Origin of the sequence: Rhodococcus sp. P-2, assembly GCF_016598535.1 — a bacterium.
GTDB lineage: Bacteria > Actinomycetota > Actinomycetes > Mycobacteriales > Mycobacteriaceae > Rhodococcus_F > Rhodococcus_F baikonurensis.
Genome location: NZ_CP066779.1, coordinates 222,571 through 247,650 on the forward strand (window position 1 = coordinate 222,571; position 25,080 = coordinate 247,650).

At 63.8% G+C, this 25,080-nt stretch carries 15 protein-coding genes; 5 read left to right on the forward strand and 10 right to left on the reverse strand.

From position 1 onward, the window contains the following. Positions 1-21: 21 nt before the first annotated feature. From I7X09_RS01095 to I7X09_RS01120, 6 genes are all read right to left on the reverse strand, one after another. Positions 22-12,489 carry a non-ribosomal peptide synthetase gene (locus tag I7X09_RS01095; protein ID WP_200315145.1) on the reverse strand — a complete coding sequence of 4,156 codons (12,468 nt, stop codon included), beginning with the start codon at positions 12,487-12,489 and terminating at the stop codon, positions 22-24. Between the two features lie 184 nt (positions 12,490-12,673). Continuing rightward, the gene (locus I7X09_RS01100; protein ID WP_019748153.1) at positions 12,674-13,126 is read right to left on the reverse strand and encodes a flavodoxin family protein; all 453 of its coding nucleotides are present in this window, start codon (positions 13,124-13,126) and stop codon (positions 12,674-12,676) included. A gap of 47 nt (positions 13,127-13,173) precedes the next feature. Then, positions 13,174-13,821: an isochorismatase family protein gene (locus tag I7X09_RS01105; RefSeq protein WP_200315147.1), complete on the reverse strand. Its 648-nt coding sequence runs from the start codon at positions 13,819-13,821 to the stop codon at positions 13,174-13,176. Positions 13,822-13,856: 35 nt separating this feature from the next. Next, positions 13,857-15,521 (reverse strand): (2,3-dihydroxybenzoyl)adenylate synthase, encoded by a 1,665-nt coding sequence (locus tag I7X09_RS01110; protein WP_200315149.1) that lies wholly within the window; start codon positions 15,519-15,521, stop codon positions 13,857-13,859. 41 nt (positions 15,522-15,562) lie between these two features. After that, a complete protein-coding gene (locus tag I7X09_RS01115) occupies positions 15,563-16,363 on the reverse strand; it encodes a 2,3-dihydro-2,3-dihydroxybenzoate dehydrogenase (protein ID WP_200315151.1) in 801 nt (266 codons plus the stop codon). Continuing rightward, positions 16,351-16,581, reverse strand: coding sequence for a phosphopantetheine-binding protein (locus I7X09_RS01120; RefSeq protein WP_003942230.1), 231 nt, complete (start codon positions 16,579-16,581; stop codon positions 16,351-16,353). The genes I7X09_RS01115 and I7X09_RS01120 overlap by 13 nt, the downstream gene beginning before the upstream one ends. A 199-nt stretch (positions 16,582-16,780) precedes the next feature. Here I7X09_RS01120 and I7X09_RS01125 point away from each other — a divergent pair, with 199 nt between their 5' ends. Beyond that, positions 16,781-17,938 (forward strand): isochorismate synthase, encoded by a 1,158-nt coding sequence (locus I7X09_RS01125; protein WP_095970611.1) that lies wholly within the window; start codon positions 16,781-16,783, stop codon positions 17,936-17,938. Between the two features lie 7 nt (positions 17,939-17,945). Here the strand turns inward: I7X09_RS01125 and I7X09_RS01130 are convergent, their stop codons facing one another. After that, on the reverse strand, positions 17,946-18,344 hold the full coding sequence (locus I7X09_RS01130) for a DUF1801 domain-containing protein (RefSeq protein WP_124566210.1): 399 nt from the start codon (positions 18,342-18,344) through the stop codon (positions 17,946-17,948). 203 nt (positions 18,345-18,547) lie between these two features. Between I7X09_RS01130 and I7X09_RS01135 the strand changes: the two genes are divergently transcribed. Together I7X09_RS01135 and I7X09_RS01140 are read left to right on the forward strand one after the other, a co-directional pair. Next, entirely contained in the window at positions 18,548-19,495 is a 948-nt protein-coding gene (locus tag I7X09_RS01135; protein ID WP_234036989.1) for a hypothetical protein, read from the forward strand. A 47-nt stretch (positions 19,496-19,542) separates the two neighbouring features. Further along, a complete protein-coding gene (locus tag I7X09_RS01140; RefSeq protein WP_200315153.1) occupies positions 19,543-20,199 on the forward strand; it encodes a DUF3105 domain-containing protein in 657 nt (218 codons plus the stop codon). A 33-nt stretch (positions 20,200-20,232) separates the two neighbouring features. On the opposite strand, the gene I7X09_RS01145 is transcribed toward I7X09_RS01140, so the two are convergent. Together I7X09_RS01145 and dapB are read right to left on the reverse strand one after the other, a co-directional pair. Further along, positions 20,233-20,697, reverse strand: a complete 465-nt coding sequence (locus I7X09_RS01145; RefSeq protein WP_046378448.1) for a hypothetical protein — start codon at positions 20,695-20,697, stop codon at positions 20,233-20,235. After that, entirely contained in the window at positions 20,694-21,458 is a 765-nt protein-coding gene (gene dapB, locus I7X09_RS01150; protein ID WP_003942179.1) for a 4-hydroxy-tetrahydrodipicolinate reductase, read from the reverse strand. Before dapB ends, I7X09_RS01145 begins: the two co-directional genes overlap by 4 nt. Before the next feature lie 102 nt (positions 21,459-21,560). On the opposite strand from dapB, the gene I7X09_RS01155 reads away from it, so the two are divergent. Both I7X09_RS01155 and I7X09_RS01160 read left to right on the forward strand, forming a co-directional pair. After that, complete coding sequence (locus I7X09_RS01155) at positions 21,561-23,600, forward strand: ATP-binding cassette domain-containing protein (RefSeq protein WP_200315160.1); 2,040 nt, start codon at positions 21,561-21,563, stop codon at positions 23,598-23,600. Beyond that, entirely contained in the window at positions 23,597-24,331 is a 735-nt protein-coding gene (locus tag I7X09_RS01160; protein WP_095970616.1) for an energy-coupling factor transporter transmembrane component T family protein, read from the forward strand. The genes I7X09_RS01155 and I7X09_RS01160 overlap by 4 nt, the downstream gene beginning before the upstream one ends. A 12-nt stretch (positions 24,332-24,343) precedes the next feature. Here the strand turns inward: I7X09_RS01160 and I7X09_RS01165 are convergent, their stop codons facing one another. Further along, a complete protein-coding gene (locus tag I7X09_RS01165) occupies positions 24,344-24,952 on the reverse strand; it encodes a TetR/AcrR family transcriptional regulator (RefSeq protein WP_095970617.1) in 609 nt (202 codons plus the stop codon). Between the last annotated feature and the right edge of the window lie 128 nt (positions 24,953-25,080).

The following is a 25,080-nucleotide window of genomic DNA, read 5'->3' on the forward strand; positions in this document are numbered from 1 at the left end:
TTCAACTGTGTGGTTTTCGAACTATGTGGCCGTGCGTTTCGACAGATGGCTGTCGAGCAGCGGGGCAATCGCCGCCCACCCGGCTGGGGTCACCAATCCGGCGTGGTCGTACGGCAGATGGTGTACTGCCATGTCCCGGTCCCGGCGGACTCCGCGCCAGCGATCAGCCAGCAGCTGTCCGGACGCCTCGGCGTCGGCGGTGATCAGAGTAACCGGTCCGTCGTAGGTTGTGTCCGTCGAGCGGGCCACGAGCAAACGAGTGGCATCAAAACCCGCCAGAACAGCCTCGACCAGTCCCGGTGCCTGAGTGAGGATCTCGGGTGGCAGGGCGGCGGCCAGATCTCGGTCGTCTGCATCGTCGCGACCGCGATCGTCACGATCTCCCAGTGGATGAGTATCGATCAGACCGACGAACTCCACCGTCTCGCCGATATCGACCAGCTGAGCCGCCATCGCGGCAACGACGTTGCCACCGAACGAGTAGCCGAGCAGGTGGTACGGCCCGCTCGGTTGCACGCCGCGAATCGTGTCGACGTACATCGCTGCCAATTGGTCCACGTTCGTCGGTTCGAGTGGTTTCCCGGCGACTGTGGGCAATTGGAGGCCGAACAGTGGACGGTCGGCCTCGAGGACGCCGGTCAAAGGTGCGAAGGGCCAAGCGAATCCACCCGCCGGATGCACGCAGAACAGTGGTTCACCGCTGCCTTCGGCCCGAAGCATCAGCAGGTGATCGCGACTCAGATCGATGTCGGACGCCGGCTCGTCAAGGTGTGCTGCGAGCTCGGCAACTGTCGGACGGGTCATCAGCGTTCCTACACCGACGCTCAACGACAGGTCGTGCTCCATCTCCCCCACGAGCCGCATCGCTCGAAGCGAGTCGCCGCCGAGATCGAAGAAACTCTCTTCGGGATCCACCGCATCAACGCCGAGTACCCGCGCAAAGACCTGGCACAGGCGCCTTTCCATCTCGGTTCGCGGTGCTCTGGCCGCCGCTCGGGCAGGGGGCGCCGGCAACGCACCCCGGTCCAGTTTTCCGTTGGGCGTCAGCGGTATGGAATCCACGACGACGATGTCCGATGGAACCAGGTGTGCCGGTACGCGCTCCCTCAATTCGGCTCGCAGATCGGTTGCATCGGCGCCGGGTTCTTCGATGACGTAACCGACCAGTCGCGGCGGCGCGCCGCCTTCGCTTCGGACTGACGCTGCCGCTCGCAACACTCCCGGCAACGACGCCAACGCGGATTCCACTTCACCCAATTCGATTCGAATGCCTCGGATCTTGACCTGATGGTCCGCGCGGCCCAGGTATTCGAGTTCACCGTCGCGGCGACGCAGTACGACATCACCCGTGCGGTACATGCGCCTGCCGACGGAGTAGGGGTCTGCAACGAACACAGCGGAGGTCAGGGCGGTCCGGTGGAGGTAACCCATCGCCGTTCCGTCACCGGACATGTACAACTCGCCCGCCGCTCCGATCGGAACCTCCCGCAGCCCCGAATCGAGTACCCGCGCAGACGCGTTCAGAATCGGACGACCCAAGCACGGTGTCTCGCTCCCCTGAACCGGGGATCCCATCGCATTGATCGTGAACTCGGTCGGTCCGTAAAGGTCGTACCCGTCGACACCGTCCTGATCGCGCAGTCGCGACCACAGTTCGGCAGGCACAGCTTCTCCGCCGAGCATCACCAACACAGGCGTCCGCTCACCGTCGAGGAGACCGGCGGCCATCAGTTCCCGTGCATACGAGGGGGTTACGTTCACGACGTCGATCCCGACTTCGCGGTAGTGCTTCACCAGAGACACGGGGTCCAGTCGCGCCTGCTCGTCGATCACGTGAACTTCATGCCCGGCGAGCAACCAGAACAGTTCTTCCCACGACATGTCGAACGAGAACGAGACTGTGTGCGCGATGCGCAAACGTCGACCACCAGCGCTGTTCTCCGTCGGAGTGAAGATCTCGGCCTTGTGATTGTGATACATCGTCGTCAACCCGCGATGACCGACGACGACGCCCTTGGGTTTTCCGGTACTGCCCGAGGTGTAGATGACGTAGGCAGGCTGATCCGGTGAAGTCGGCCCGCATACCGCGGCCTCGTCGACGACTGGTGCCGGAGCCTGCCCGTCGAGTACCCCGGTTACGTCCGGGTCGTCGAGGACCAGACACGCCTGTCCATCGGGAACAACGAGGTCACGCATCTGAGTCGTGGTGACCACCAGCGCAGCATCGCTGTCGAGGATCAGTTCGCGCAGGCGTGCCGGCGGGTGAGCCAGATCCAAGGGAAGATATGCCGCTCCGGTCCTCATGACGGCGAAGATCGCTACGACGTGATCGGCGGTACGCGGAAGTGCGAGCGCCACAACACGGGTCGGACCCCCGCCTGGCGCCGACTGCCCCAGCACCGAGGCGAGTAGCCGTGCCAGTCTGTCCACCCGAGAGTTCATCTCGGCCGCGCTCAGCGTGACGTCACCGAAGACCAGTGCAGTGTCGTCGGGTGTGGCCACCGCCCTTTCGCGGAGCAAGGCGTCCACGCTGCCGCCCGCCTGGTCCGGCCGCGGCATCACGACGTGCTGTGAAGCGAATTCCGCGGGAGTGCTCGAAAGCGGAATCGTCGTGTCCGCCACCGTAGCCGTGTCGGATGTCGCCATCACTTCGAGAATCGTGATGGTGCGTGACAGGACGTCCTCAGCCACGTCGTGCGGAATCAGGTCGGGGCGGTTTTCGAGTGTGAGCGCCATCGCCGCATCCCCGACACCCGGGTCCACATCGAGCGTGAGCGCATAGTGAGTGCCGTCCACCGCATCGAACCCGACGATTCCGCTGCGCCCGAACGTGTCTCGACGTGCCTGTTCGTCGCGCGGGGTGTTGCGGAAAACGTAGAGCGTGTCGAAGAGCGTGGCGAACCCTGCGCTTCGCTGTACGTCACCGAGCCCCAGAAAGTGATGCTCGAGCAGCGAACCCTGCTCGCGGAACAGGCGACCGAGCAGCGCCGGGATCTCCTCACCTGGCCGTACGCGGACACGCACCGGAATGGTGTTGAGCGCCAGGCCCACCATTCGGTCGGCGCCCTCGACCTCGGGCGAACGTCCCGAGACCGTGGATCCGAAGACGACGTCGTCTCGGCCCGTCACAGCACGCAAGGCCAGGCCCCACGCCGCAGAGACGACGGTGGACAGGGTCACGCCGCTACGTCTGGCCAGCTCGCGAACTGCCTCGGTGACGCTCTGCTCGAGCTGAACGCGGGTGAACACCGGCAACGGAGCCCGCCCACCTGATCCCGTACCACCCACGAGTGTGGGCTGCTCGAGATCCGCGAGGTAGTCCTTCCACGACGAGAGGGCGTCCGTGCGATCCGATTCGGCGATCCATCGCAGGTGATCACGGAAGTCCGCAGGCTTGTCGAGCGCGCCGTCGAGTCCAACCGGGTCCGTGCCGTGAGTGCGAGCAAACTCGTAGAGCGCAAACAACTCCGCGTACATCAAGGTCTGCGACCAACCGTCGGTCAGCAGGTGGTGCTGAGTGAAGACGAGGTGCGCTCCCCCACCTGGCAACCAGACCAACACCATTCGAATGAGTGGCGGCGCACTCAAGTCGAACAGCCTGCCGAATTCGGCCTCGTCGACTGCGCGGACCTCGATATCCAAGTCCTCGGGTGCGACAGCGCTCAGATCGATCTCACGGAAAGGCATTTCGGCTTCCCTGGGCACGAACTGCACCGGAGCATCGAACCCGGCGTGTGTGAATCCGGCCCGCAAGTTCGGATAGCGCCGCAAGAGCGCATCCCCCGCTGCGCGGAGTGAGCGAACGTCGACGGCGGCATCGGCGGAGAACTCGAATCGCGGCTGCATGTGATAAACATCCGTACCGCCGGCACCGTCCAGAACCGACTGGAAGTACATGCCTTCCTGCAAGGGACCGAGCGGTAGCACATCCTGCCAGCCCGGGCTCAGCGACTCGAGCCGTGCCCGTCGATCCGTATCGACGGCTACGAGAGGGCTCGGCACACGATCCGGCGCGGTGTCGGGCAATGCCTTGCGGTCTACCTTCCCGTTGAGGGTGAGCGGTAGTGCCTCGAGAACCGTGATGGTCTGCGGCACCATGTGTTCGGGTAGGAGCCGCGCAATCTCCTTGCGCACCAGTACCGAATCGAGCGCGGTTGCACCTTCGGGAACCACGTATCCGTGCAGACTTCCGGTACCCGCCGCATCGACGCGGACGGTGGCTGCCGCGCGGAACACACCGGCTACCGATCCGAGTGCGCCTTCGACCTCGCCGAGCTCGATGCGGAAACCGCGGACCTTCACCTGATCGTCCGCACGGCGCAGGAAGTGCAAAACCCCTCGCCTGCGTCGGACCAGATCTCCGGTGCGGTAGAGGCGTGCCCCCGGCAGAGAAGGATCGGCGACGAACCGAGCGACGGTCAGATCGGGGCGGTTCAGGTATCCGCGAACCACCTGCGCACCGCCCAGGTACAGCTCGCCCGCAACGCCTTCCGGAACCTCGCGCAGGTCGTCGTCGAGGATTCGTACGTGCACATCGGTCCAGGGTCGACCGATCGTGACTGGGTCACCGGTCGTGATGACCGAAGATGTCGCCCACACCGTGGCCTCGGTGGGTCCGTAGACATTCCGGACCGAAGCAGCGTTGGCCACCAGATCGTCGGCAAGATCCTGTGGGAGTGCTTCCCCTCCCACCAAGGCGCGCACCGCGGCGAGGCGGGGCGCATCCTCATGTTCGGTGACCACTCGCCACAGTGCCGGCGTCGCCTGCATCACTGTCGCATCACTCGCGATGATCAACGCCAACAACGCATCCGGGTCGCGAACCGTCCGGCGGTCCGCGATGACGACCGTGGCGCCCGCTGCGAGCGGGCACAGCAACTCGAGTGCCGCGATGTCGAACGACACCGTTGTCACCGCCACGATGCGATCGCCCGGCCTGATCCAGCGATCCTCGACTACCGTGTCCGCGAAGGCCGCGAGGTTGCCCGTCGAGACCATCACGCCCTTGGGGCGACCCGTCGAACCGGAGGTGTGGATCATGTAGGCGAGGTGATCACCCGCCGCAGGCGCCGGAGGAAGCACGACGCCCGAGTTGGTGAACTCACCGTCCACGAAGACGCTCGTGGCGACCGTCGACGGAAGTTGACCTGCGCTGTCGATACTGGTCAGGACACACACCGGCGACGCGTCCTCGATCATGAACTCGAGCCGCTCAGTCGGGTAGTCGACGTCGAGTGGCAGGTACGCCGCGCCGATGCGCAGTACCGCGAGCAGTCCGGCCACCAGATCCGCATCTCGATCGAGCGCGACGGCGACTACCTTCTCAGGCCCTGCGCCGGCCGCGAGCAGTTCGCGAGCCAACTCGTCGACCCGCGCCGACAGTTCCCCGTAGGTAATTCCGACCTCACCGAAGACTACCGCGACGTCGTCGGGGTGACGGCTGACCTGTCGGGCGAACAACTGCGAAATTCCGGCAGGCGACGTCGCGCGTCGGTCCGGGTCACGGTCCGACTTGCTCTCCGGCAGCCGGAGATCCGCGACGACGGTGCTGTTTTCGTGGCTCAGAACCGCGATCACACCGTCGAGCAGTGCGTCTGCGGTGGCGGCGTCGAACAGCCCGGCATCAACCGTCAATCGAAGTTCTGTTGCAGTTCGGACGAACTCGAGGTCGACGCTCTTACCGGGCGAGTGACCGACGCGGGCAGCGAAGAGGCTGCTGGTAGGACGTCCGAGTAGATCGGCGATTCGGTCGAGGCTGACATCGGAATGCGCGCGTGCCTCGGACACTGCGTCTTCGACTCGTCGAACAACATCGGCAATGTGCGGCCGGCCGGACAGGTCGATCCGAATCAGGGTGTCCGTCTCGTCCGAGGACAGCCCGACCGCAAGGTCCCGACCACCGCCGAAGCCGTTCAGCGTCGCCGCCACGGCGGCCAACAGCACCGCGTCGAATCTTGATCCGTCACCGAACCGAGCATCGCGTAACTGACGAACGTAGGTGTGCGGGCGGTACTCTTCGCCGCGCGAGCGATCGTAGGGAAGGTCCGTTTCGAGGGGCAGGCCCGCAAGCGTGCGAACCCAGTACCGCTCGTGATCAGGATTTCCAGCCGCTGCCGGGGAGCGGAACGTCGCCGCGTTCACTGTAGGTCGATCAACGACAGCGACCGAATCCGGCGAGAACTTCTTCTGATCGACGCGGGCGGCCGCGGCAAGACCGAGGGGGGTCGGGGTGTCGAACACATCCGAGACGACGACGCGGATGCCCAGCTTCCGCAGACTGCCCACCAACCTCATCGCAGTGAGCGAGTGACCACCGAGAGTGAAGAAATTGTCTCCTGGATCGACGTCGGAAAGCTCCAATACCGTTGCAACACAGGCACACACCGCATCGACGACCGCGGGATCGGCGTCGATCGCCTGACGTTGCTCGTCGGCCCTCTTCGTGGCGGCCGTTGCATCGGCAACGCGGCGTGTCTGTCGGACAACCGTCAGCACCGCGGATGCGGGAGCTGTCGGTTCGGTCAACAAACCACGCAGGATCTCGGCGAGCCGAGCGACCGTTCGCTGCGCCGTGGCTTCGGAGACAACCGCCGGATCGTGGTACAGGACCAGATCCAGACCGGTGCTCGGCGGTGCCATCAACGTCATCGGATAGTGCGTGACTCCGCGGTTGGTGAATCCCTCGACCCGAAGTGTGTGCGACGCAGGCTGTCCCGCACCGGAGTTCGGGAAGTTCTCGAATACCAGGAGCGTGTCGAACAGTTGACCGATCCCGGCGATGCGTTCGATCTCGGCCAAACTGGTGTGCTCGACGTCCACGATGTCGAATTGCGCGTTCTGCAGCCCCACGAACTGTTCCAGCAAAGGCTCGTTCGCGGCGATGTCGAGGCGGGCCGGAATCGTGTTGCTGAACAACCCGACCATCCCCTCCACTCCGGCGAGTTCGGCAGGTCGACCTGACACGGTGGCCCCGAACACGACGTCCCACTGTCCCGTCGCCTCGGCGAGCGTTGCCGCCCACGCGCCCTGGACCAGCGTGTTGATCGTCAGCGCTCGCGCACGGCCGAGTTCGATCAACGCATCGGCGTCCGATGCCGCAAGTGGAACTTCGAGCGCGACGGGCACACTTCGCGGCGCCCCTATGTCGGCAACGAGAGTCGGCGCGGCGAGCCCACGTAAACGCTCGCTCCACACTGCACGGGCAGAGTCCTGATCCCGGCCGGAGATCCACGCCAAGTAGTCGCGATACGGAGTCGGCGACGGGAGGTGCGCATCGCCGTCATGGTAGACGTTCATCAACTCGCGCAGGACGATCGGCGTCGACCACCCGTCCGTGAGCAGATGATGCGCGTTGAGAACGAGTCTGTGCACCCCACCGGGCAGCCGGATCAGTAGAGCGCGCAGAAGTGGCGGCGAACTGACGTCGAAGACATGCTCGGCGGCCTCGTCCTCGAGCTGAGCTGCAGAGCGGAATGCGGTGGCAGCTGGAACGGAGGTCAGGTCGACCGAACGCCACTCGACTCCTGCACCGCGCGGAATGACTTGAACGGGACGTTCGAACTGCTCGTAGTGGAAAGCGGCGCGCAAGTTCGGGTGCCTGTCGATCACCGTCTCGAACGCGTCGGCCAGCTTTCCTTCGTCCAAGGGGCCGGAAAGGTCGAAGCGTGCAGTAAGCGTGTAAACATCTGCCGCGCCGTCGCGGACCGCGTGGAACAGGAGACCTTCTTGAAGCGGCGACAACGGAAGTACGTCGGCAAGCGGTCCGTGGACGGCTTCGAGTTCGTCGATCCCTGCCTGATCGACCAGCGCGCCCTGGCCGAAGATCGTCGCCGAGCAATCGGAAGGCGTCAAACCACCCTCGAAGAGCGCGGCATGCGCGGTCAGGGCAGCGAGCGCACGTTCCCAATGCTCTTGCAGCTCGACGATCGTCGCGTCGTCAAGCACTGAACCCGCCGCAGTCCATTCGACTGCCAGCGTCGTCTCGCCATCCTCGCGGACGAATGCGTTGAGCGCCAGCACTTCCGACATAGCCTTGGTCGCCGGTTCGATAACCGCGAATGCATCCTGTTCCGGCAATCGCCATCCGGTTCCGGGCAGGGACGGGAAGCGGCCGAGATAGTTGAGCAGCAGTTCGGGAGTAGCGCACGCGGAAAGATCAGGTGCGGTTTCGGGATCCAGGTGCCGCAGAACTCCGTAGCCGACGCCACCTCCAGGCACGGCGCGTTTTGCCTCCTTCACCGCCCGAAGCAGATGCCCGGCAGCTGCTCCGCCGCTGAGCGCGTCGGAAAGATCGTCGGCGGTCAGCAGTGCTTCGGTGGGAACCCGAACCGGGAATTCGCTGGTGAACCACCCGATGGTTCCGGCGAAGTCGGTGTCGCTGGTGAGCGCGTCGCGGCCGTGGCCTTCGACGGTGACGGTCTGCGCGGGCAACCCGGTCAGGCCGCGACCGTGCTGCCACGAGCGCACTGCAAGCATCAAACCAGCAAGAAGCACTTCGTCGGTCTTGGCTCGATACGCCGCCGGAAGCGTGGTCAACAGCGCGTCGGTGACCGCCGGGGGCGCAACAGTTGTCGTGCGGGAAGCTGTTGCGGTCACGTCGATGTCCGGGTCGAGACGACGGCTGCCGATCGGCTCGTCGTCCGCCTGCACCGATGCGGACTTCCAGTGCTCCAGCTCTGATGCCCTGCTGCCCGAGGTCCCGAATTCTGCGAGCAACCCCGCGTATCGACGCCACGAAGTGCCGCCGGCAGCCAACCGGGCGGACCTGCGCTCGCGTGCAGCATCGGTGGCTTCGTGGAGATCGGGAAGCAGAATTCGCCAGGACACACCGTCGACGATCAAATGGTGAGCCACCACGATCAATTGATCGGGCCGACCGGCCTCAGTCCTCACCAGCACAACGTGCAAGAGTTCACCGGCGCGTGGATCGAGACTCGCTGCCGCCGCCTCTGCGAGCTCTCTGATCCGGAGCGGTTCGGGGCTGTCGGACACCTCGCGAACGAGCCCTTCGCTACGCACCGCGCCCGCGTCGCGGACGATCAATTCAGCAGTGCCGCTGTCGTTGTCACGCCGCAGGAGCAGACGGAGAGCGTCGTGGTGATCGAGGACCGTCTGTACGCCGGACTGCAGGTCATCCAGCGAGAGGTCGTCGTCGATGCGCACCGCAGTCCACTGCGCGTAGCCCGCGATTGCCTCGTCTGTCGGATTCTTGTCGATCAGTGCCCGAACGATCGGCGGAGCGATCACCGTGCCGGTCGCCACGTCCGCGACCGTAGCTGCGACGTCGGCGTCATCGGCAATCTTGCGCGCTGCAGCGGCAATTGTTCCCAGATCTCGCTGTGCAAGAAGCTCTTTGGGAGCCACGACCAGCCCGCGCACCCGCAGGCGACTGCTGACGCTGATTGCCGTGATGCTGTCACCACCGAGGCCGAAGAAGTCCTCGTCCACGCCGACGCGTTCGCGGCCGAGCACCTCGGCCACCACGTCACAGAGAATTTCTTCGTGCGGTGTGGACGCAGCGCGACCTTCCGACTCGGTAGCCGGGGCGGGTAGTGCCGCACGATCGAGCTTTCCGTTCACCGTGACGGGTAGTTCGTCGAGAACGACGATTGCGGCCGGAACCAGATGGTCCGGTACACGACCGGCGAGGTCTCGGCGTAGCTCTTCCTGCGGCGGAAGCGTCGCGCCGACAGCGGCGACAACGTAGCCGACCAGGCTGGGCCGTCCTCCGTCCGTACGGATCAGCGCGGCAGCCGCGCCGATTCCGGGCACCGATCCGAGAACAGCTTCGACCTCGCTCAACTCGACACGATGTCCGCGGATCTTCACCTGCTTGTCGCTACGACCGATGAAGTCGTAGCCCCGCCCCGGTACCCAGCGCGCGACGTCCCCAGCGCGGTACATCAGATCTCCCGGAGCACCGAAAGGATCGGCGACGAAACGCTCGGAGGTTGCGGCGGCGCGGCCGAGGTATCCCCTGGCCAATTGCGGTCCGGCCAGATAGAGCTCACCTCGTTCACCGTCGGCGACCGGCTCGAGCGCGCTGTCGAGCAGGTACGCACGGGTACCCGCAAGGGGGTACCCGATACGCGGTCCGGCGCCTTCGACCGTGGTCGCGATCGCATCGACCGTCGTTTCGGTGGGACCGTACAGGTTTCGAGCCGGAACACCGGATTCGATGATCGCGTCCCACAGTGCGGGCGGTGCCGCTTCGCCGCCCACGACAAGCAGTTGCAGCCGCTGCGTGCGCAGCAATCCGTTGTCCACCATCGCTGCCGCCATCGACGGCGTCGTGTCGACCACGTCGACGCGATCTCGCTCGAACGCCGCGACCAGGGCAACAGCGTCCTTCTGGAGTTCTTCGTCGTACACATGAACCCGATGACCACACAGCAGCCACAACAGCTGATCGAGAGACGCGTCGAAGGCGAACGACGCCGTGTGCGCGGTGTGCAGTTGCCGGTTTCCGACTCGCTCGGCAGTTTCCCGGTACATAGTGGCGCGGTGGTGGTGAAGCAGATGCGCCAATCCACCACTTCTGACCAACACACCCTTTGGCTTGCCGGTCGATCCAGAGGTGTAGATGACGTACGCCAGGTGATCACCATGCCGCGGTGTCGCCAGTTCACCGAGTTCGAGTGGAAGCTCGGAATTGGCACGGAGTTCTTCTCGCGCGGCATCGGAATCGAGTGCGAGCGGGACGGGCCGCGAATCTCCGACGAGTTTCCCGGCCAGTGTGGAAGTGGTGAGCACCACCTTCGGTTGCGCGTCGTCGACCAAGTCCCGCAATCGCTCAGCCGGGTGCTGCGGATCCAAGGCCACGTACGCTGCGCCCGCGCTCAATGTCGCGAGCAGCGCGACGACCATCTCGGACGTTCGCGGAAGTGCAAGTCCGACAATGTCGTCCGGGCCGACGTCGCGAGCGCGAAGCAGCCGCGCAAGCCGGTGGACGCGGCCACCGAGTTCTGCGCCTGTCAAACGTTCCTCACCGCACACGAGGACCGTGTCATCCGCATGATCGGCGACGATGCGGTCGAAGACGTCGGGGACGAGCTCGACGGAGCCAGGCACAGGTTCGGTCTCACGGCCGGCAAGGATCCGCGCAGCCTCGGGTGCCGGCATCATCTGCACCTGTCCGACGGCAGGATCTTGCTCCCCCACCATCGCGTTCACGATGCTCACGAAACCGGCGAGGCGTCGCTGAACCGAATCCCGAGTATTGGTACGCGCGTCCACTTCGAATCCGAGTAGGACTTCGCCGTCCGCTATGGGGGTGACCGTCAAACCCAGGTCCTCCGGCGGACCTCCGGCGACGTTACGCAGTACGCCCACAGCGCCGGCGAAGTCGAGGGCGAAGTCGAAAGCCTTGAGATTGATTCCGATCCCGTGAAGGAGTGCGCCGGTGCCCGCGACGCCCAGGTCCCGAGCAAGATTCTCACCGCGGTAGCGCTGGTGCGCGCGCAGGCTTTTCATCGTGGCGGCTACCTGCTTGCTCAGGTAACCGAGACGATCGTGGCTGCGAATTGTCAACCGGAGAGGCAGAACGTTGACTGCCATGGCCGGGGTCTTGAGTGCCGTGCGCCCAACGCGCGCCATGAGTGGCATCGCGATGACAACATCCGTCTCACCCAGCAATCGGTGGAGAAACGCGCCGTAGCAGGCGATCAACGCCTCGGCCCACGTTGTTCCCGTCGCGTCTGCCACCTCTTTGAGGCGGCCGAGGGCGTCGGCACTGATGACCTCACGAACCTGGATCGTTCGTTCCGCCGGACCGGCGACCTGCTGGCCGCGCCCGTCCAACGCGGGCAACGGCGTCAGGACATCACGCCAGTAGTCACGATCTTCCGCGAACTGCTCGCCCGCCCGGTACGCCTCGTCCTCGCTGACCAGATCGGTCATAGAACCGAATCGCGTTGGCGCGACCTCGGTTCCCTTCTTCGCGGCCGTGTAGTGCGCAGCGACACGGCGCGAAATCATGGCTGCGCTGTATCCGTCGACGATCAGGTGGTGATAGAGCTGGATGCACCAGATTTCGCGATCGGAGAGCCTGATCAGCGAGTACGTGTACAGCGGACGCTCCACCATCAAGCGGCAGTACTCGGACGCCCGGCTACGCTCGGCGTCGACCAATGCGTGTGCCACGGCTACGGGATCGCGCTCGTCACGGACATCGGTGACGGGGATGGCGCCCACCGGTTCGTCGGAGATGTACTGACGCGGGCCGTCGACTGTCTCCACCATCCGCAGCCGCATGGTTTCGGCTTCACCGATCGTCGCCGTGATTGCGGCCGTCAGAAGGTCGGTGTCGATCGGTTCGTCGCCCGAGATTTCGAGCACCTCACCGACGAGGTAGCTCCGAGATTCGGGATCAAGCCTCTGCGCGTTCCAAATCCCGAGTTGAGCTCCTGTGAGAGCAAACGTAGCTTCGTTTGCCGCTCCGGAGTTCGAACCTGGAAGAACGCTCACACTGATCCCCTCGTCTGTGGACACACGTCACCCAAGGGTGACCTAACGTCGTTTTGGGTAGCCTAAACTAAATGGCGAGGAATCGGGGAATCCGCCTCGCCGGTGACCCGAATTCCGATGGCTCCCGACGCGTTCACAAGAGAACGCACGCTGCTACAACCGCTTGCAGGACAATCTCTTTCGTGAACCGAAACGAGAAAAGTGAAGGCTAGTCCATCAGCGTTGCTGCTACAGTTCCGCCCAGTTCATAACAACCATCGCGGACGGATTTGTCCACGCTCACAGTCACTTCGAGCGGATCCGCCACCGCGACCAATCCGAGCCCGGTGGCGAGCTTGCGCACCGACGACACGGCACCGGCAGTGTCGTTGTTGCCGTGAACCCACAGGCCGTACGGCCGATCCGACACCGCGCCGAGGCATTGGTAGTACGTGGTGTCGAAGAAGTATTTCAGCGCACCCGACATGTAACCGAAGTTTGCGGTGGTACCGAAAAGATAGCCGTCAGCAGCGAGTACGTCGGGCACCGTCGCCGCCAACGCCGGCACTACCTTCACCTCCACACCCTCGATCTCGGGATCGCGAGCGCCCGCGAGGACTGCATCCAACAATTCGTGGGTTGTCGGCGAGGGCGAGTGGTGAACCACCAACAAAGTCTTCACACACCTGACAATACGGCGACGGGTGGCGCACCCGTCGCCGTTCACTCCTACGCCGAAACCGTTTCCGCGCTCATCGCCTTGACCAGGTCGTCGGTTCGGGTGACCGAGGCGCAGCGCCCGGCCGCGTACTCGAGTGCACCGACATGCTCGTCGAGGGAGAAGTCGGCCACCGCGTCACCCACGAAGAAGATCTGCACGTCTTGCATGAACCCGTCCAAAGCGGTAGTCAGGCAGCCGATGTGGGCATAGATTCCGGTGATGATCAGCTGGTCACGACCACCCTCACGCAGCCGTTCACGCAGGTCCGTCTTGATGAAGGCGCTGTAGCGCCATTTTGTGAGCATCACGTCGTCCGGATGCGGAGCCAACTCGGCGATCACGTCGGTGTGAGCGGGATCTGCCTTTAGTCCCGGTCCCCAGAAATCCGACAGCAACGCGCGCTCCTCGGGATCCTGATCTCCGGGTTGCGCGGTGTAGACGATCGGGATTCCGGCAGCTCGCGCCGACGAGCGAAGGCGATCGATATTCGGAACCACGGTTCGGAGCGGGTCGACGCTTCGGTCGTACGCGTTCACGAAATACTCCTGCATGTCGTGCAGAAGCAATACCGCGCGGGAAGGATCGAGAGTCCAGTCGACCCGATTCTGCGGAAACTCGGTGGGCATCTCGTATCGGACTGCGGTGGGTAGCGCCATGAAGAATCTCCTCCAAGAAGTGGGGTGAGAACCGATCAACTCGACAGCGTCTGTGCCGCAATCGATTCACTGAGAACACGGCGCAGGGCCGCCTTACTGGTCTTTCCGACGCCGGTGACGGGGAACTCGGTCACGAACTCCACTCGATCCGGCACTTTGTATGCCGCAACGCCTCGGCCTCGTATGTATCGCTTGATCTCGCCGACGGTCGGCGCTTCTCCGGCGACCACCAGGACAGCACACGTTCGCTCGCCCAGGTACTCGTCGGGGACGGCGACGACGGCCGCATCGTGGACGGCAGGGTGCGAGAGCAGGTGGTTCTCGATCTCCTCGGCGGCCACTTTCTCACCGCCGCGGTTGATCTGGTCTTTTGCGCGCCCCTCGACTATCAGGTGTCCCGTATCGGTGACGCTGACCAGATCGCCGGTGCGATAGAACCCTTCGGCGTCGAAGACCTCGGCATTGTGCGCATCTGCCCGGTAATAGCCACGGATCGTGTACGGCCCCCGAGTCAGTAAGTGCCCCGTGGTTCCGGGCTCGACGGGCGCGCCCTCGTCGTCGACCACACGAACCTCGTCGTCCGGCGAAATAGGCCGGCCCTGCGTACTGACGATCAATTCTTGCGTGTCGTCGAGGCGGGTGTAGTTGACCAGCCCTTCGGCCATCCCGAACACCTGCTGGAGGGTGCAGCCCAGCTCCTCGGGTACGCGCGCAGCAGCTTCGGCGCTGAACTTTGCTCCCCCGACGCCGAGAACCCGCAAGCTCGACAGATCGTGATCTGCCTTGCTGGGGGCAGCCATCCAGGCCAACGCGATCGGTGGAACCAAAGAAGCGTGCGTGACTCGCTCTGATTCGATCAGACCGAAAGCTGTGGACGGCATGGTGTCCGGCGCCAGAACCACGGTGCCACCCGCGTGGAAAACACCCAGGATGCCTGGCGAACTCATCGGAAAATTATGCGCTGCAGGAAGAACCACCAACATGCGCGTCGAGTCGTCGACGCCGCAGATCGGGTTCGATGCCCGCACCGAGTAGAGGTAGTCGGCGTGCGTTCGCGGAATCAGCTTCGGAACACCGGTCGTGCCACCGGAAAGCTGAAGAAAGGCGACCGACAACGGATCGACGTCGGCAAGAACGGGAATCTCGTATCCGCGCAGCGAATCGAAACCGACAAACTCTTCGGGGTCACCGGCCACGATCACAACAGGCGGAGTCTCGAGGCCCTCGTTCACCTCACGCGCCAGTGCGCGGTAGTCGAACCCGCCATGACGGTCGGCGACGATATAGGCAGCGACATCAGCGAACTGGCAGAAGTAGCCGATTTCGGTTCGGCGATGCGCCGGCAACCCGAATACCGGCAGGGCGCCGAGCTTCAACACACCGAACAATGCTTCGACGTATTCCACGATGTTCGGTAGCTGCAGAAGCACCCGGTCACCGGGGCGAACACCCAACCCGGACAGGCCTCCGGCCACGGCCGAGCTGCGACGATCGAGCTCGGAATACGTCAGCCGTGTCTGTGTGCCGGCGGCATCGCTGCCGACCACCGCTTCGTTGTCGGGATACCGTGCGGCCGCGGCCGTGATGAATCCGGCCAGCGTCTCGTCAGTCCAATAGCCTCGCTCCCGATACTGCGTCACCAATTCGGGTGGATACTGTGCGACGGGTGCCAAGGGCTCGCGAGCGATCCTCGAGGTCATGCAAGTGACTCCTGTTCGAAAGTACTGTCAGCAACTACGTCTCACGCTTTGAGCGTCGCTCCACCGTCGACGTACAGCGCCTGCATGGTGATGTGGGCCGCCCGGTCGGACAGCAGGAAGTGCACCGAGTCCGCGATATCGTCTGCGGTGGCCAGTTTTCCGAGCGGAATACCCAGGCGATAGCTCGCCAGATTGCCTTCGATGACGGCGTCGGCACCCGAATCGTCGGAAGGGTCCGACCACAATGACCGCTGCATCGCTGTGTCGGTGGATCCCGGAGCGACCACGTTGACACGAATCCCGTCTGCGGCCAACTCCAGTCCCGCGGTTCGAACCAACATGGTGGCGGCAGCTTTCGACGAACCGTAAGCACCCATCCCCATACGTGGGACACCGGCCGCATTCGACGAGACCACCACGATCGCCCCGGCCCGACGGCGACGCATTTCCCGTCCCACACTTTGCAGCACGTTCAGCAATCCGAAGACGTTGACGCCGAATATCTTCTGCCACTGATCTGGATCGGAGTCCAGCACCGACCCGGTGTCGAGAATTCCGGCGACGTGCGCGAGAGCATCGATCCGGCCGAACGTGTCCATCGTGGAGGTCACTGCCGCGTCGACTGCCTGCCGATCGGTCACGTCCACGACGTGACTCGCGACATCGGCGCCGTCGACGATGGTTTCTGCCAATTCCGCAGTTACCCGCTTCAATTCGACGTCGTCACGATCGAGAAGCGCCAGCGAATACCCGTCACGGGCAAGAGTCCGGGCCACTGCGGCGCCGATCCCCGCCCCCGCACCGGTGACCACGGCGATTCTGCGCTCACTCACTGCGGGCACAGGACCTGAACCCAGGCATTGATCGTGGGCTCTTCTGCCAACTCCGCGAAGTCGGCATCCGCGCCCGCTCCCCGCCACCGTTCGACGAGCGTCATCAGGCGAACCGAGTCCAGGCCTTCGTCACCCAGGTCCGCGTCGTCGCCGAGTTGTTCTGCCCTCATCGACAGAACCTCGGCGACGTCGCGCACGATCTGGTCACGGTCCACGGTGTTGCTCATCGGTCTCCTCGGGTAGTGGTCGACGCGCTCAGATCGAGCCAACCCATCCTCGTGTCGACCCCGTCCGCACGCCTGACTTTAGGCCAGCCTAACCATAACGGTACGGAAGTACACAACCCGGACGGCCACGGCACAAATTCACCCGAACTAAGGCTAGCCTCAACATAGCAAGTAATCCTGTCGAACTGGAAGGGTGTCCATGTCAGCACTCGCCGAAGTCTCCGAATTCCCGTTGCGCAACAACCGGACTGACGATGAAACGGACTCCGTTTTCCTGCTCTCACGTAGGCAAACGTCGATCCGCACTTCGGGAGTGGTCGAAGAATTCGACTCCGCCTTCGATGCCGCCGAAGCCCTCAAAACCGGGCGGATCGACTCGGTCGTCGGCGCTCTGCCGTTCTCCCCGGAGACGCCGTCCGCCCTCACTGCGCCACTGAGTTTCACTCGGGTCCACGGTGATCTATATCACTCGAACATTCCGACACTCCCCACTTCGCGGGTCGCGGAATTCGAACCGAGCCCGCAGATCCACACCGACAGGGTCCGCGGCGCCGTCACCCGCCTTCGAGCAGGCGAACTCGACAAAGTTGTCCTCGCACGCTCCCTGACCATCGAAGCCGAGTCCACGATCTCCCCCTCCGCCTTGGCAGAGAAGCTGATCGCACTCGACCACGCGCACAACGGCTTCTGCGTCGACCTGTCCCCCGCCGGAGGGAAATACCGCGGGCGTTCGCTGGTCGGCTCGACGCCCGAGGTTCTGATCGAACGGCGAGGCGACGTCGTCACCTGCCACCCGTTGGCGGGCTCGATTGCACGCCACCCGAATTCGGATCAGGACGAGGCGAATGCCGAGCAACTCCGCGCTTCGACCAAAGATCTCGCCGAACACGCGTTTGTCGTCGACTCCATCAGTGCGATACTCGGACCGCTCTGCACATCGTTCACCGCACCCGGTGCGCCGGAACTACTTCGGACACCGCAACTGTGGCACCTCGGGACCAAGATCGAAGGTGTTCTGATCGACCCGAGCGTGACCTCGCTCGAACTGGCGATGGCGCTGCATCCGACTCCTGCCGTCTGTGGAACACCGACGGTCGCCGCACGCGAGCACATCACCGCAACCGAAGCCGATCGTGGGTTCTATGCGGGTGCCGTGGGCTGGTGCGACCGGACCGGAGACGGCGAGTGGATGGTCGCTATTCGTTGCGCCGAGATCGCAGCAGACGGCCTCTCGGCGCGGGCCTACGCCGGCGGCGGCATCGTCGCTACTTCCGATCCGGAAATCGAATTGAGAGAGACCAGTACGAAATTCCGCACGCTACTCAGTGCGTTCGACCTCGCTGAACATCAGCTCTGACAGGGCGTCACTTCTTCGAGGTGTTCAGGGCAATCGCGGCGTGAACGAGTGCCTTGAACGCCTTTTCGTCGACGGCTTCACCCTCGTGGAAATCGATCGCCCGCCGCGTATTGCCCTCGAGGCTGGAGTTGAAGAGACCTGAAGCGTCGTCGAGTGATGCGCCTTTGGCAAAAGTCACCTTCACTGCGCTCTTGTAAGTCTCACCGGTACAGATCATTCCGGCGTGGTACCACACCGGAACGCCTCGCCACTTCCATTCCTCCACCACATCCGGATCCACCTCTTTGATCAGAGTTCGTATCCGGGAGAGCATCTCGCCCCGCCAGTCTCCGAGTTCCTCGATTCGCTGGTCGATCAACTGAGACGGGGAATCTGCATCTTGCTTGTCGGACTCACTCTTCGCCATCGCTTCGTCACTTCCTGCTCGTTGTCGCCGATCTCCAGTGAGTCGAGTATCCCCTCCTGCACCTGCATTCACTCGGCGAATCACTGACGCATCACGTCGTCTCGGCATCGGCCGTTTCTTGCAAACTCGGACGAAGTCAGACGGACGTCCAGTATTCTCCGGGTACTAAGTCCCGATTCTTCGGCCCGGAGGTCTGCATCGTGATGTGGAATCGCCCGCTTGCCCATTCAGTCGCTGCGGCTGCCGGCTCGGTTGTTCTCGCCGCCGCGGTCGTGGGCATTCACACTGTTCCAGCGTCGGCGCAACAGACCCCGCGTGTCTTCGACGTACTGTGCACGCCCACTGATGCAGGCCTTTCCGAGCTGTCCGGACTCACGGTCACAACAACCGGGATGTACGCAATCGGCGACAGCGGCTCCGACGACCGGGTCGCCGAACTCGATTCGAACTGCCACGTTCAGCGCTGGATCGACGTGGGCACCCCTCGCGTCGATGTCGAGGATCTCTCGTCGACTCCCGACGGCCACCTGTGGCTGGCAGACATCGGCGACAACAACGCGGTACGAACGTCGATCGGGCTGATCGAACTCGATCCGGCTTCGGGTGCCACCACCTCCTACCCCCTGGCTTATCCGGACGGGGCCCATGACGCCGAGGCAGTGCTGATCCAGAGCGACGGGCTTCCCGTGATCGTCACCAAGGACTACCTAGGCGCAAGCGCGGTCTATACAACCGCTGAGCGACAGCACGTTCAGGATCTGAGTACGGCGCCGCCGACCATGTTGGCCAAGGTAGGTCAGCTCAGATTCACTCCCACCCTCACTTCCGGTGGACCGATCCCCCACGCCGGAACCATGGCTGTCACGGGCGGCGCCGTGAGCAAAGACGGCACGGTGGTAGCACTGCGCACGTACACCGACGTCTATCTCTACGCAGCTCCCGACGGTGATGTCGTGAAAGCCTTGACCACCAAGCCGATTCGGGTGCCCCTTCCGGACGAGCCACAAGGTGAGGCGATCGCGTTCGACGCGGCCGGTGATCTGATCAGTGGCTCCGAGGCGTACCAAGGGTCGCTGCCTCCGCTCCGAATTCTCCGAAGCGCCAGTGACATCGCGCTCTCGGGCGGGACGACAAGCTCTCTCGGGTCGTAGTCGATTCACGTCCCGGGAAAGCGGACAGGCGCCGCTATCATGGCCGAGTGAACAAACAACTTCGAGCGACAGTGGCGATCTCGGCAGTTCTCGCGCTGGCTTCGTGCGCGACTTCCCTCGAAGGAACACCTCAACCGGATGCGTTTGTTCCGAGCGTCGACAATCCGGATCCGTCCCGAGCCATCGACGGAGTTGTCACGGTCGACTACCCAGCAGCCCAACACGTACGGCCGAACGAACGTGTGGCGTACACACATTCACCGCCCTTCGGCGGTCGCCATGACTCGGTCTGGGCAAACTGCACCGGAGTTGTCTATCCGCAAGCCATTCGAACCGAAAATGCGGTCCATTCCCTCGAGCACGGGGCCGTGTGGATCACGTACAACCCCGACCTCGTCTCGAGCGAGGATCAGGCTCGTTTGGCGCAGCGAGTCGAAGGTATGAGCTACACGTTGATGTCGCCGTATCCCACCCTGGATTCGCCGATCTCACTGCAGTCTTGGGGCCGTCAACTCAAGCTCGACAACGCCGCGGACGCTCGCATCGACCAATTCGTCTCGGCTTTGCGGGTCAACCCGAACACGTATCCCGAAGTGGGCGCGACGTGTTCGGTGCCGGTGACGAGTTTCGACCCGAACAATCCGCCACCATTCGACCCCACCGCTCCGGATCCGTCTTCTCCCACAACGGTTCCCGAGCGGTAGCGTCTCAGCGGCCCCTCGCCGCAGCAGAGATACCTACTTGCCTCGAGAACGGCGTTCCAGTTCCACTGCCCGGCGCATGGTTTCCCGAGCCCGGCTTCTGTCACCGGCGTAGTCGTAGGCGCGAGCGAGTCGGAAGTTCTGCTTCCAGTTGTCCGGGTCCGCTTCCCAGTCGACCTTGATCTGGGCGAACAACTCGTCGGCCGCCGCTCGCTCGATCCGGCCCGAAGGCAGTTTCGGAAGCGCAGACGCGTCGACGGCGAGGCCCTCGTCGTGAATCTGCTGCGCGAGACGCTGGTGCGTGAAGCCGGCACGGAGCGTGGCGATGACGAGCCACAGCCCGAGGAAAGGCAGGATCAGCACTCCGATCCCGAGACCGATTGCGGCGCCACCGCCGTCCTGGATGAGCTGGATTCCGCGCTGACCGAGCAGCACGAAGTACACCGCTAGCGCGATACAGATCGCAACGATCAGCGCGAGAGTGCGGGTGGTCTTGTTCATAGATCGAGGAAGGAATCGATACCGACCGTCAGGCCCGGACGCGAACCGATCTGGCGGACTCCGAGCAGAACGCCCGGCGCGAACGAATTCCGGTCGATCGAGTCGTGGCGAATGGTGAGCGTCTCGCCCTGCGTTCCGAGAATCACTTCCTGATGCGCAACCAGTCCGGCCATCCGCACAGAGTGAACCCGGACGCCGTCGACGTCAGCTCCACGTGCGCCCTCGAGCTCGGTCGTGGTGGCGTCCGGACTGCGTCCGACGCCCGCTTCGGCGCGAGCCTCGGCGATCATGGCGGCCGTTCGGTACGCGGTACCCGAGGGGGCATCGGCCTTGTTGGGATGGTGAAGTTCGATGACCTCGACAGAATCGAAGAAGCGTGCCGCAGCAGCGGAGAAGCGCATCAACAACACGGCACCGATAGCGAAGTTGGGCGCGATGAGAACACCCGTTGCCGGCTGGGCGTCGAGCCAGGACTGCACCGTCGCAAGCCTGGACTCGTCGAAACCGGTGGTGCCGATCACGGCGTGAATTCCGTTGGCCACGAGGAATTCCAGATTTCCCATGACGACGTCGGGGTGGGTGAAATCGACCACTACCTGAGTGCGGGTGTCGACAAACGTCTCGATGCGATCACCGGTGTCGACCTGAGCGACAAGTTCCAGATCGGGAGCAGCTTCCACTGCCTCGCAGATCGCTCGACCGACCTTGCCCTTGGCTCCCAGAACCCCGACCCTGATGGGTGCTGCACTCACGTCTTCCACGCTCCGTCCGATCCATTGTTTGAGGTGAAGCCTACGCAATCGCGCAGATGCGCTCACCATCAGTCGGGCAGGAGTTATGTCACCACTGGCACACTGGACGTAGTGAGCAACCGTCCGCAAGTCCGCGAAACCGGCAACCTTCGACCACTCGAGTTGGCAACGGGTGCCGTCATGGCCGGATTCACGGTCGCGTTGTCCGTCATTGCCACGGTCATCCCCATGGCCAGCGCCCTCAACCTCGTGGCAGCGGTTCCGATGGGAATTGTCGCCCAGCGCTTCCGAGTCCGCGCAGTGATGACGGCCGGTGTCTCGGCTACTGCGGTCGCCTTCGTCGCGGCGGGTTCAGGATCTGCGGCGGCGGTCGCGCTGAGCGCTCTCCTCGGCGGAATCATCGGTACCGTCAAGCGGCGCGGTCTCGGCTTCGTCTCCGCGTTGCTCTCGTCATGTGTCATCGGGCCCGCGCTGGCGTTGTTCTCCATAGTCCTGTTGCTTGTTCTCGCGCCCCTGCGCACCTTGTTGCTGACCTCGCTCGAGAACACCGCGCTGGGTGTGGCCGCAATCTTGAAGCGCGCCCCCACGCTGGTCGGGGCAGCCGAATGGATCGAGAACAGCATCGGCTCGATCATCGACTACTGGTGGTTGTGGATCGGCGTGTCCATCATCTCCGGAATCGTCCTCAGTACCGTCGTCTCCTATTTCGTCCTCGGTGCCGTCCTCGACCGATTGGCGGCGCTCCCCTCGTCCGATCCACTCGAGACGACACCCGACGACCGTCCGATCGATCCGTTACCGGTCAGTTTCGATCACGTGGGCTTCACCTATCCGGGTGCATCGACGCCGGCCCTCGTCGACGTCAACTTCACGGTGCGACGAGGAGAGTTCGTCACCGTCGTCGGCCACAACGGCTCGGGCAAGTCCACACTCACTCGGTTGCTCGCCGGTCGCGCGCCGACTGTCGGGACCCTGACGAGACCCGGTTCCGCCGGTCTGGGCCGACACGGCGGAACCGCCGTTGTCCTCCAACGTCCCGAGAGCCAGATCCTCGGAACCCGGGTCGCCGATGACGTCGTCTGGGGGCTTCCCCCCGAGTCACATCCCGACGTCGATGCGCTGCTGGCCGAAGTGGGACTCGCCGGAATGGGCATGCGCGAGACGTCGGGGCTGTCCGGCGGCGAGATGCAACGCCTGGCGGTTGCCGCGGCTCTGGCCCGGCGCCCCGCGCTGCTGATCGCCGACGAAGCCACCGCGATGGTCGATCAGGCGGGCAGGGAGGAATTGGTCGCGCTCCTCGCCGAACTGCCACGCCGCCATCCCATGGCCGTGGTACTCGTCACCCACCACCACGCCGATACGCGTGCCGCAGATCGGGTGATCCAACTCCAGCGTGGAAGGCAGATCGATCACCAACCCGGCTGGATGACGTCGACGTTCGCGGGTCCTCCATCTGCACCGTGGCCGACCAGCACACGTGCTGTACTCCAACTCACCGATGTCACCCACACGTACAACGACCGGACTCCGTGGTCGCGACGCGCACTGTCGGACGTGAATCTGACCATCGGCGACGGGGAGGGACTCCTGGTCCTGGGCGGCAACGGTTCCGGTAAGTCGACTCTGGCCTGGATCATGGCGGGCTTGATCACGCCGAGCAAGGGAACCGCAGTCTTCGACGGCAAACCCGTCTCACGCCAACTCGGCACCGTCGGCCTCACGTTCCAACATTCGCGGTTGCAGTTGCAGCGTCGAACCGTCGCCGAAGACATCGAGGCAGCCGGCGGTCCGGAGATCGGATCCGTACAAGTCTCGTGGGCACTCGACGCCGTCGGACTCGATCGTCACATCGCAGGTCGGAGCATCGACGAGTTGAGCGGCGGACAGATGCGACGCGTCGTGCTGGCCGGTCTCCTCGTCCGCCAACCCCGCGTACTCATCCTCGACGAACCCCTGGCCGGTCTCGATCCACCCGGCCGACACGAAATCCTGAACGTGCTCAGGTGGATTCGTCGGAACGGAACCGCAGTAGTCGTCATCTCGCATGACGTCGACGGCATGGACGCCGTGTGCAGCAGAACAATTCGACTGTCGCAGGGTCGCATCCTCGACCCTGCCGCCAGCAGCACTTTGGAAGGATCGACGACGTGACAACACTTCTGCGCGAAGTCCCGACTTCATCGCCGATCCACCGATTGTGGGCCGGAACGAAGATCGTTGCGGTGGTTCTCGTCAGCATCGTGGTCGTCGCCGCCCCGTCCTGGCCGGCGATCGGCGTCGTACTCGGATTGTTGTTGCTGACCGCGGTAATCGGACGCATCCCCCCGACTGCAGTTCCTCGACCTCCGTGGTGGTTGTGGGCGCTGATCCTGCTCGGCGCGTTGATCAACCTTCCGATCGGCCTCGACGCAGTGTTCCTCTACCTGCAAGCTGTGACGTTCGGTCTCGTATTGCTCTGCGTCTCACTGATGTTGGCGTGGACGACGTCGATGAGCGATGTGGCCCCCGCCTTGGCGACGCTGGGCCGACCACTTCGTTTCTTCAAGATTCCCGTGGATGAGTGGGCAATCGCGACGGCACTGTGTATTCGTTCGCTTCCGCTGTTGATCGACGAGATGCTCACCCTCGTTGCGGCGCGGCGACTGCGCCCGAAAGCTGTGGTGAACAGCGCGGCCGACAATTCGATAGTCGACCTGATCACCACAACCATGTCGGTGGCAATTCGGCGATCTGCCGAAATGGGCGAAGCAATCTCCGCTCGCGGGGGCACCGGGTTGATCGCGGCATACCCCAAGCGCCCTCAGCTGGCCGACCTGTTCGCCCTGGTCGTCGTCATCGCAGCGTGCGCGAGCGCGGTCGCTTTGACGATAATTCTCCGCTGACCGGGCCACCTGTCACCGAACGGGCTGGGCGATGATCGCCGAACCCATCCAGCGTCTCAGGTATCGCCGCAGTTCCTCGTCGCTCCGCTTCGGGTCGCCGGGCGCGAGGAAAAACGACTGCATCGTCCGCAGGACGTATTCGACCAGTTCCTGAAGTGACGCGTCGTCGTAGCCGTAACGCACCCAGTCCACGTCGAAACGGGTGATCATCGCCATTCCGAAGGCTTGCGCCTCCTGAGAGGTCAGACCTTCCGGGTGCACACTCGAATTCGTGCTCGTGAGCAGAATGCCGAGATGCGGTGTTCGGTGGACCTGGGTCAGTGTGTAGACAACACCCTCGGTCATCGCCTCGACGGGATCTTCGATGCCGCTCACGTGTGTGGCGAGTCGATCGAGGTAGCCGTCGACCGACGCGATCGCAGCTGCCCGCATCAGAGCGTCGGCGCTGGGGAAGTATCGGTACACGGTCTGCCGAATCACGCCGAGTGACTCCGCGACGTCGCCGATACTGATTTCCGAACTCGTTCGTCCGATCAGCTCGACAGCGGCCTCGACAATTCGACGAGACGCATCTTCGTCACTGTCCGGTGGATTGCCGCCCCACCCACGCCTTCGTGCCACTGCCCACTTCCTCGCTCGAACGAGGCTCGAACCATGTCTTTGCGCTCGAAGTCCAAGAGCCACAGGCTAACACAAGCAGGTTTTGCATCTGCGTCCCTCGAATGCACTCTCGTCGTCGAAAGTGAACA

Coding starts and splice junctions, on each gene's coding strand:
- I7X09_RS01105 (WP_200315147.1), bottom strand. CDS start 13,821: ATGGCGCTACCCACCGCAGTCCGATACGAGATGCCCACCGAGTTTCCG.
- I7X09_RS01110 (WP_200315149.1), bottom strand. CDS start 15,521: ATGACCTCGAGGATCGCTCGCGAGCCCTTGGCACCCGTCGCACAGTAT.
- I7X09_RS01120 (WP_003942230.1), bottom strand. CDS start 16,581: ATGAGCAACACCGTGGACCGTGACCAGATCGTGCGCGACGTCGCCGAG.
- I7X09_RS01125 (WP_095970611.1), top strand. CDS start 16,781: ATGTCAGCACTCGCCGAAGTCTCCGAATTCCCGTTGCGCAACAACCGG.
- I7X09_RS01130 (WP_124566210.1), bottom strand. CDS start 18,344: ATGGCGAAGAGTGAGTCCGACAAGCAAGATGCAGATTCCCCGTCTCAG.
- I7X09_RS01135 (WP_234036989.1), top strand. CDS start 18,548: ATGTGGAATCGCCCGCTTGCCCATTCAGTCGCTGCGGCTGCCGGCTCG.
- I7X09_RS01145 (WP_046378448.1), bottom strand. CDS start 20,697: ATGAACAAGACCACCCGCACTCTCGCGCTGATCGTTGCGATCTGTATC.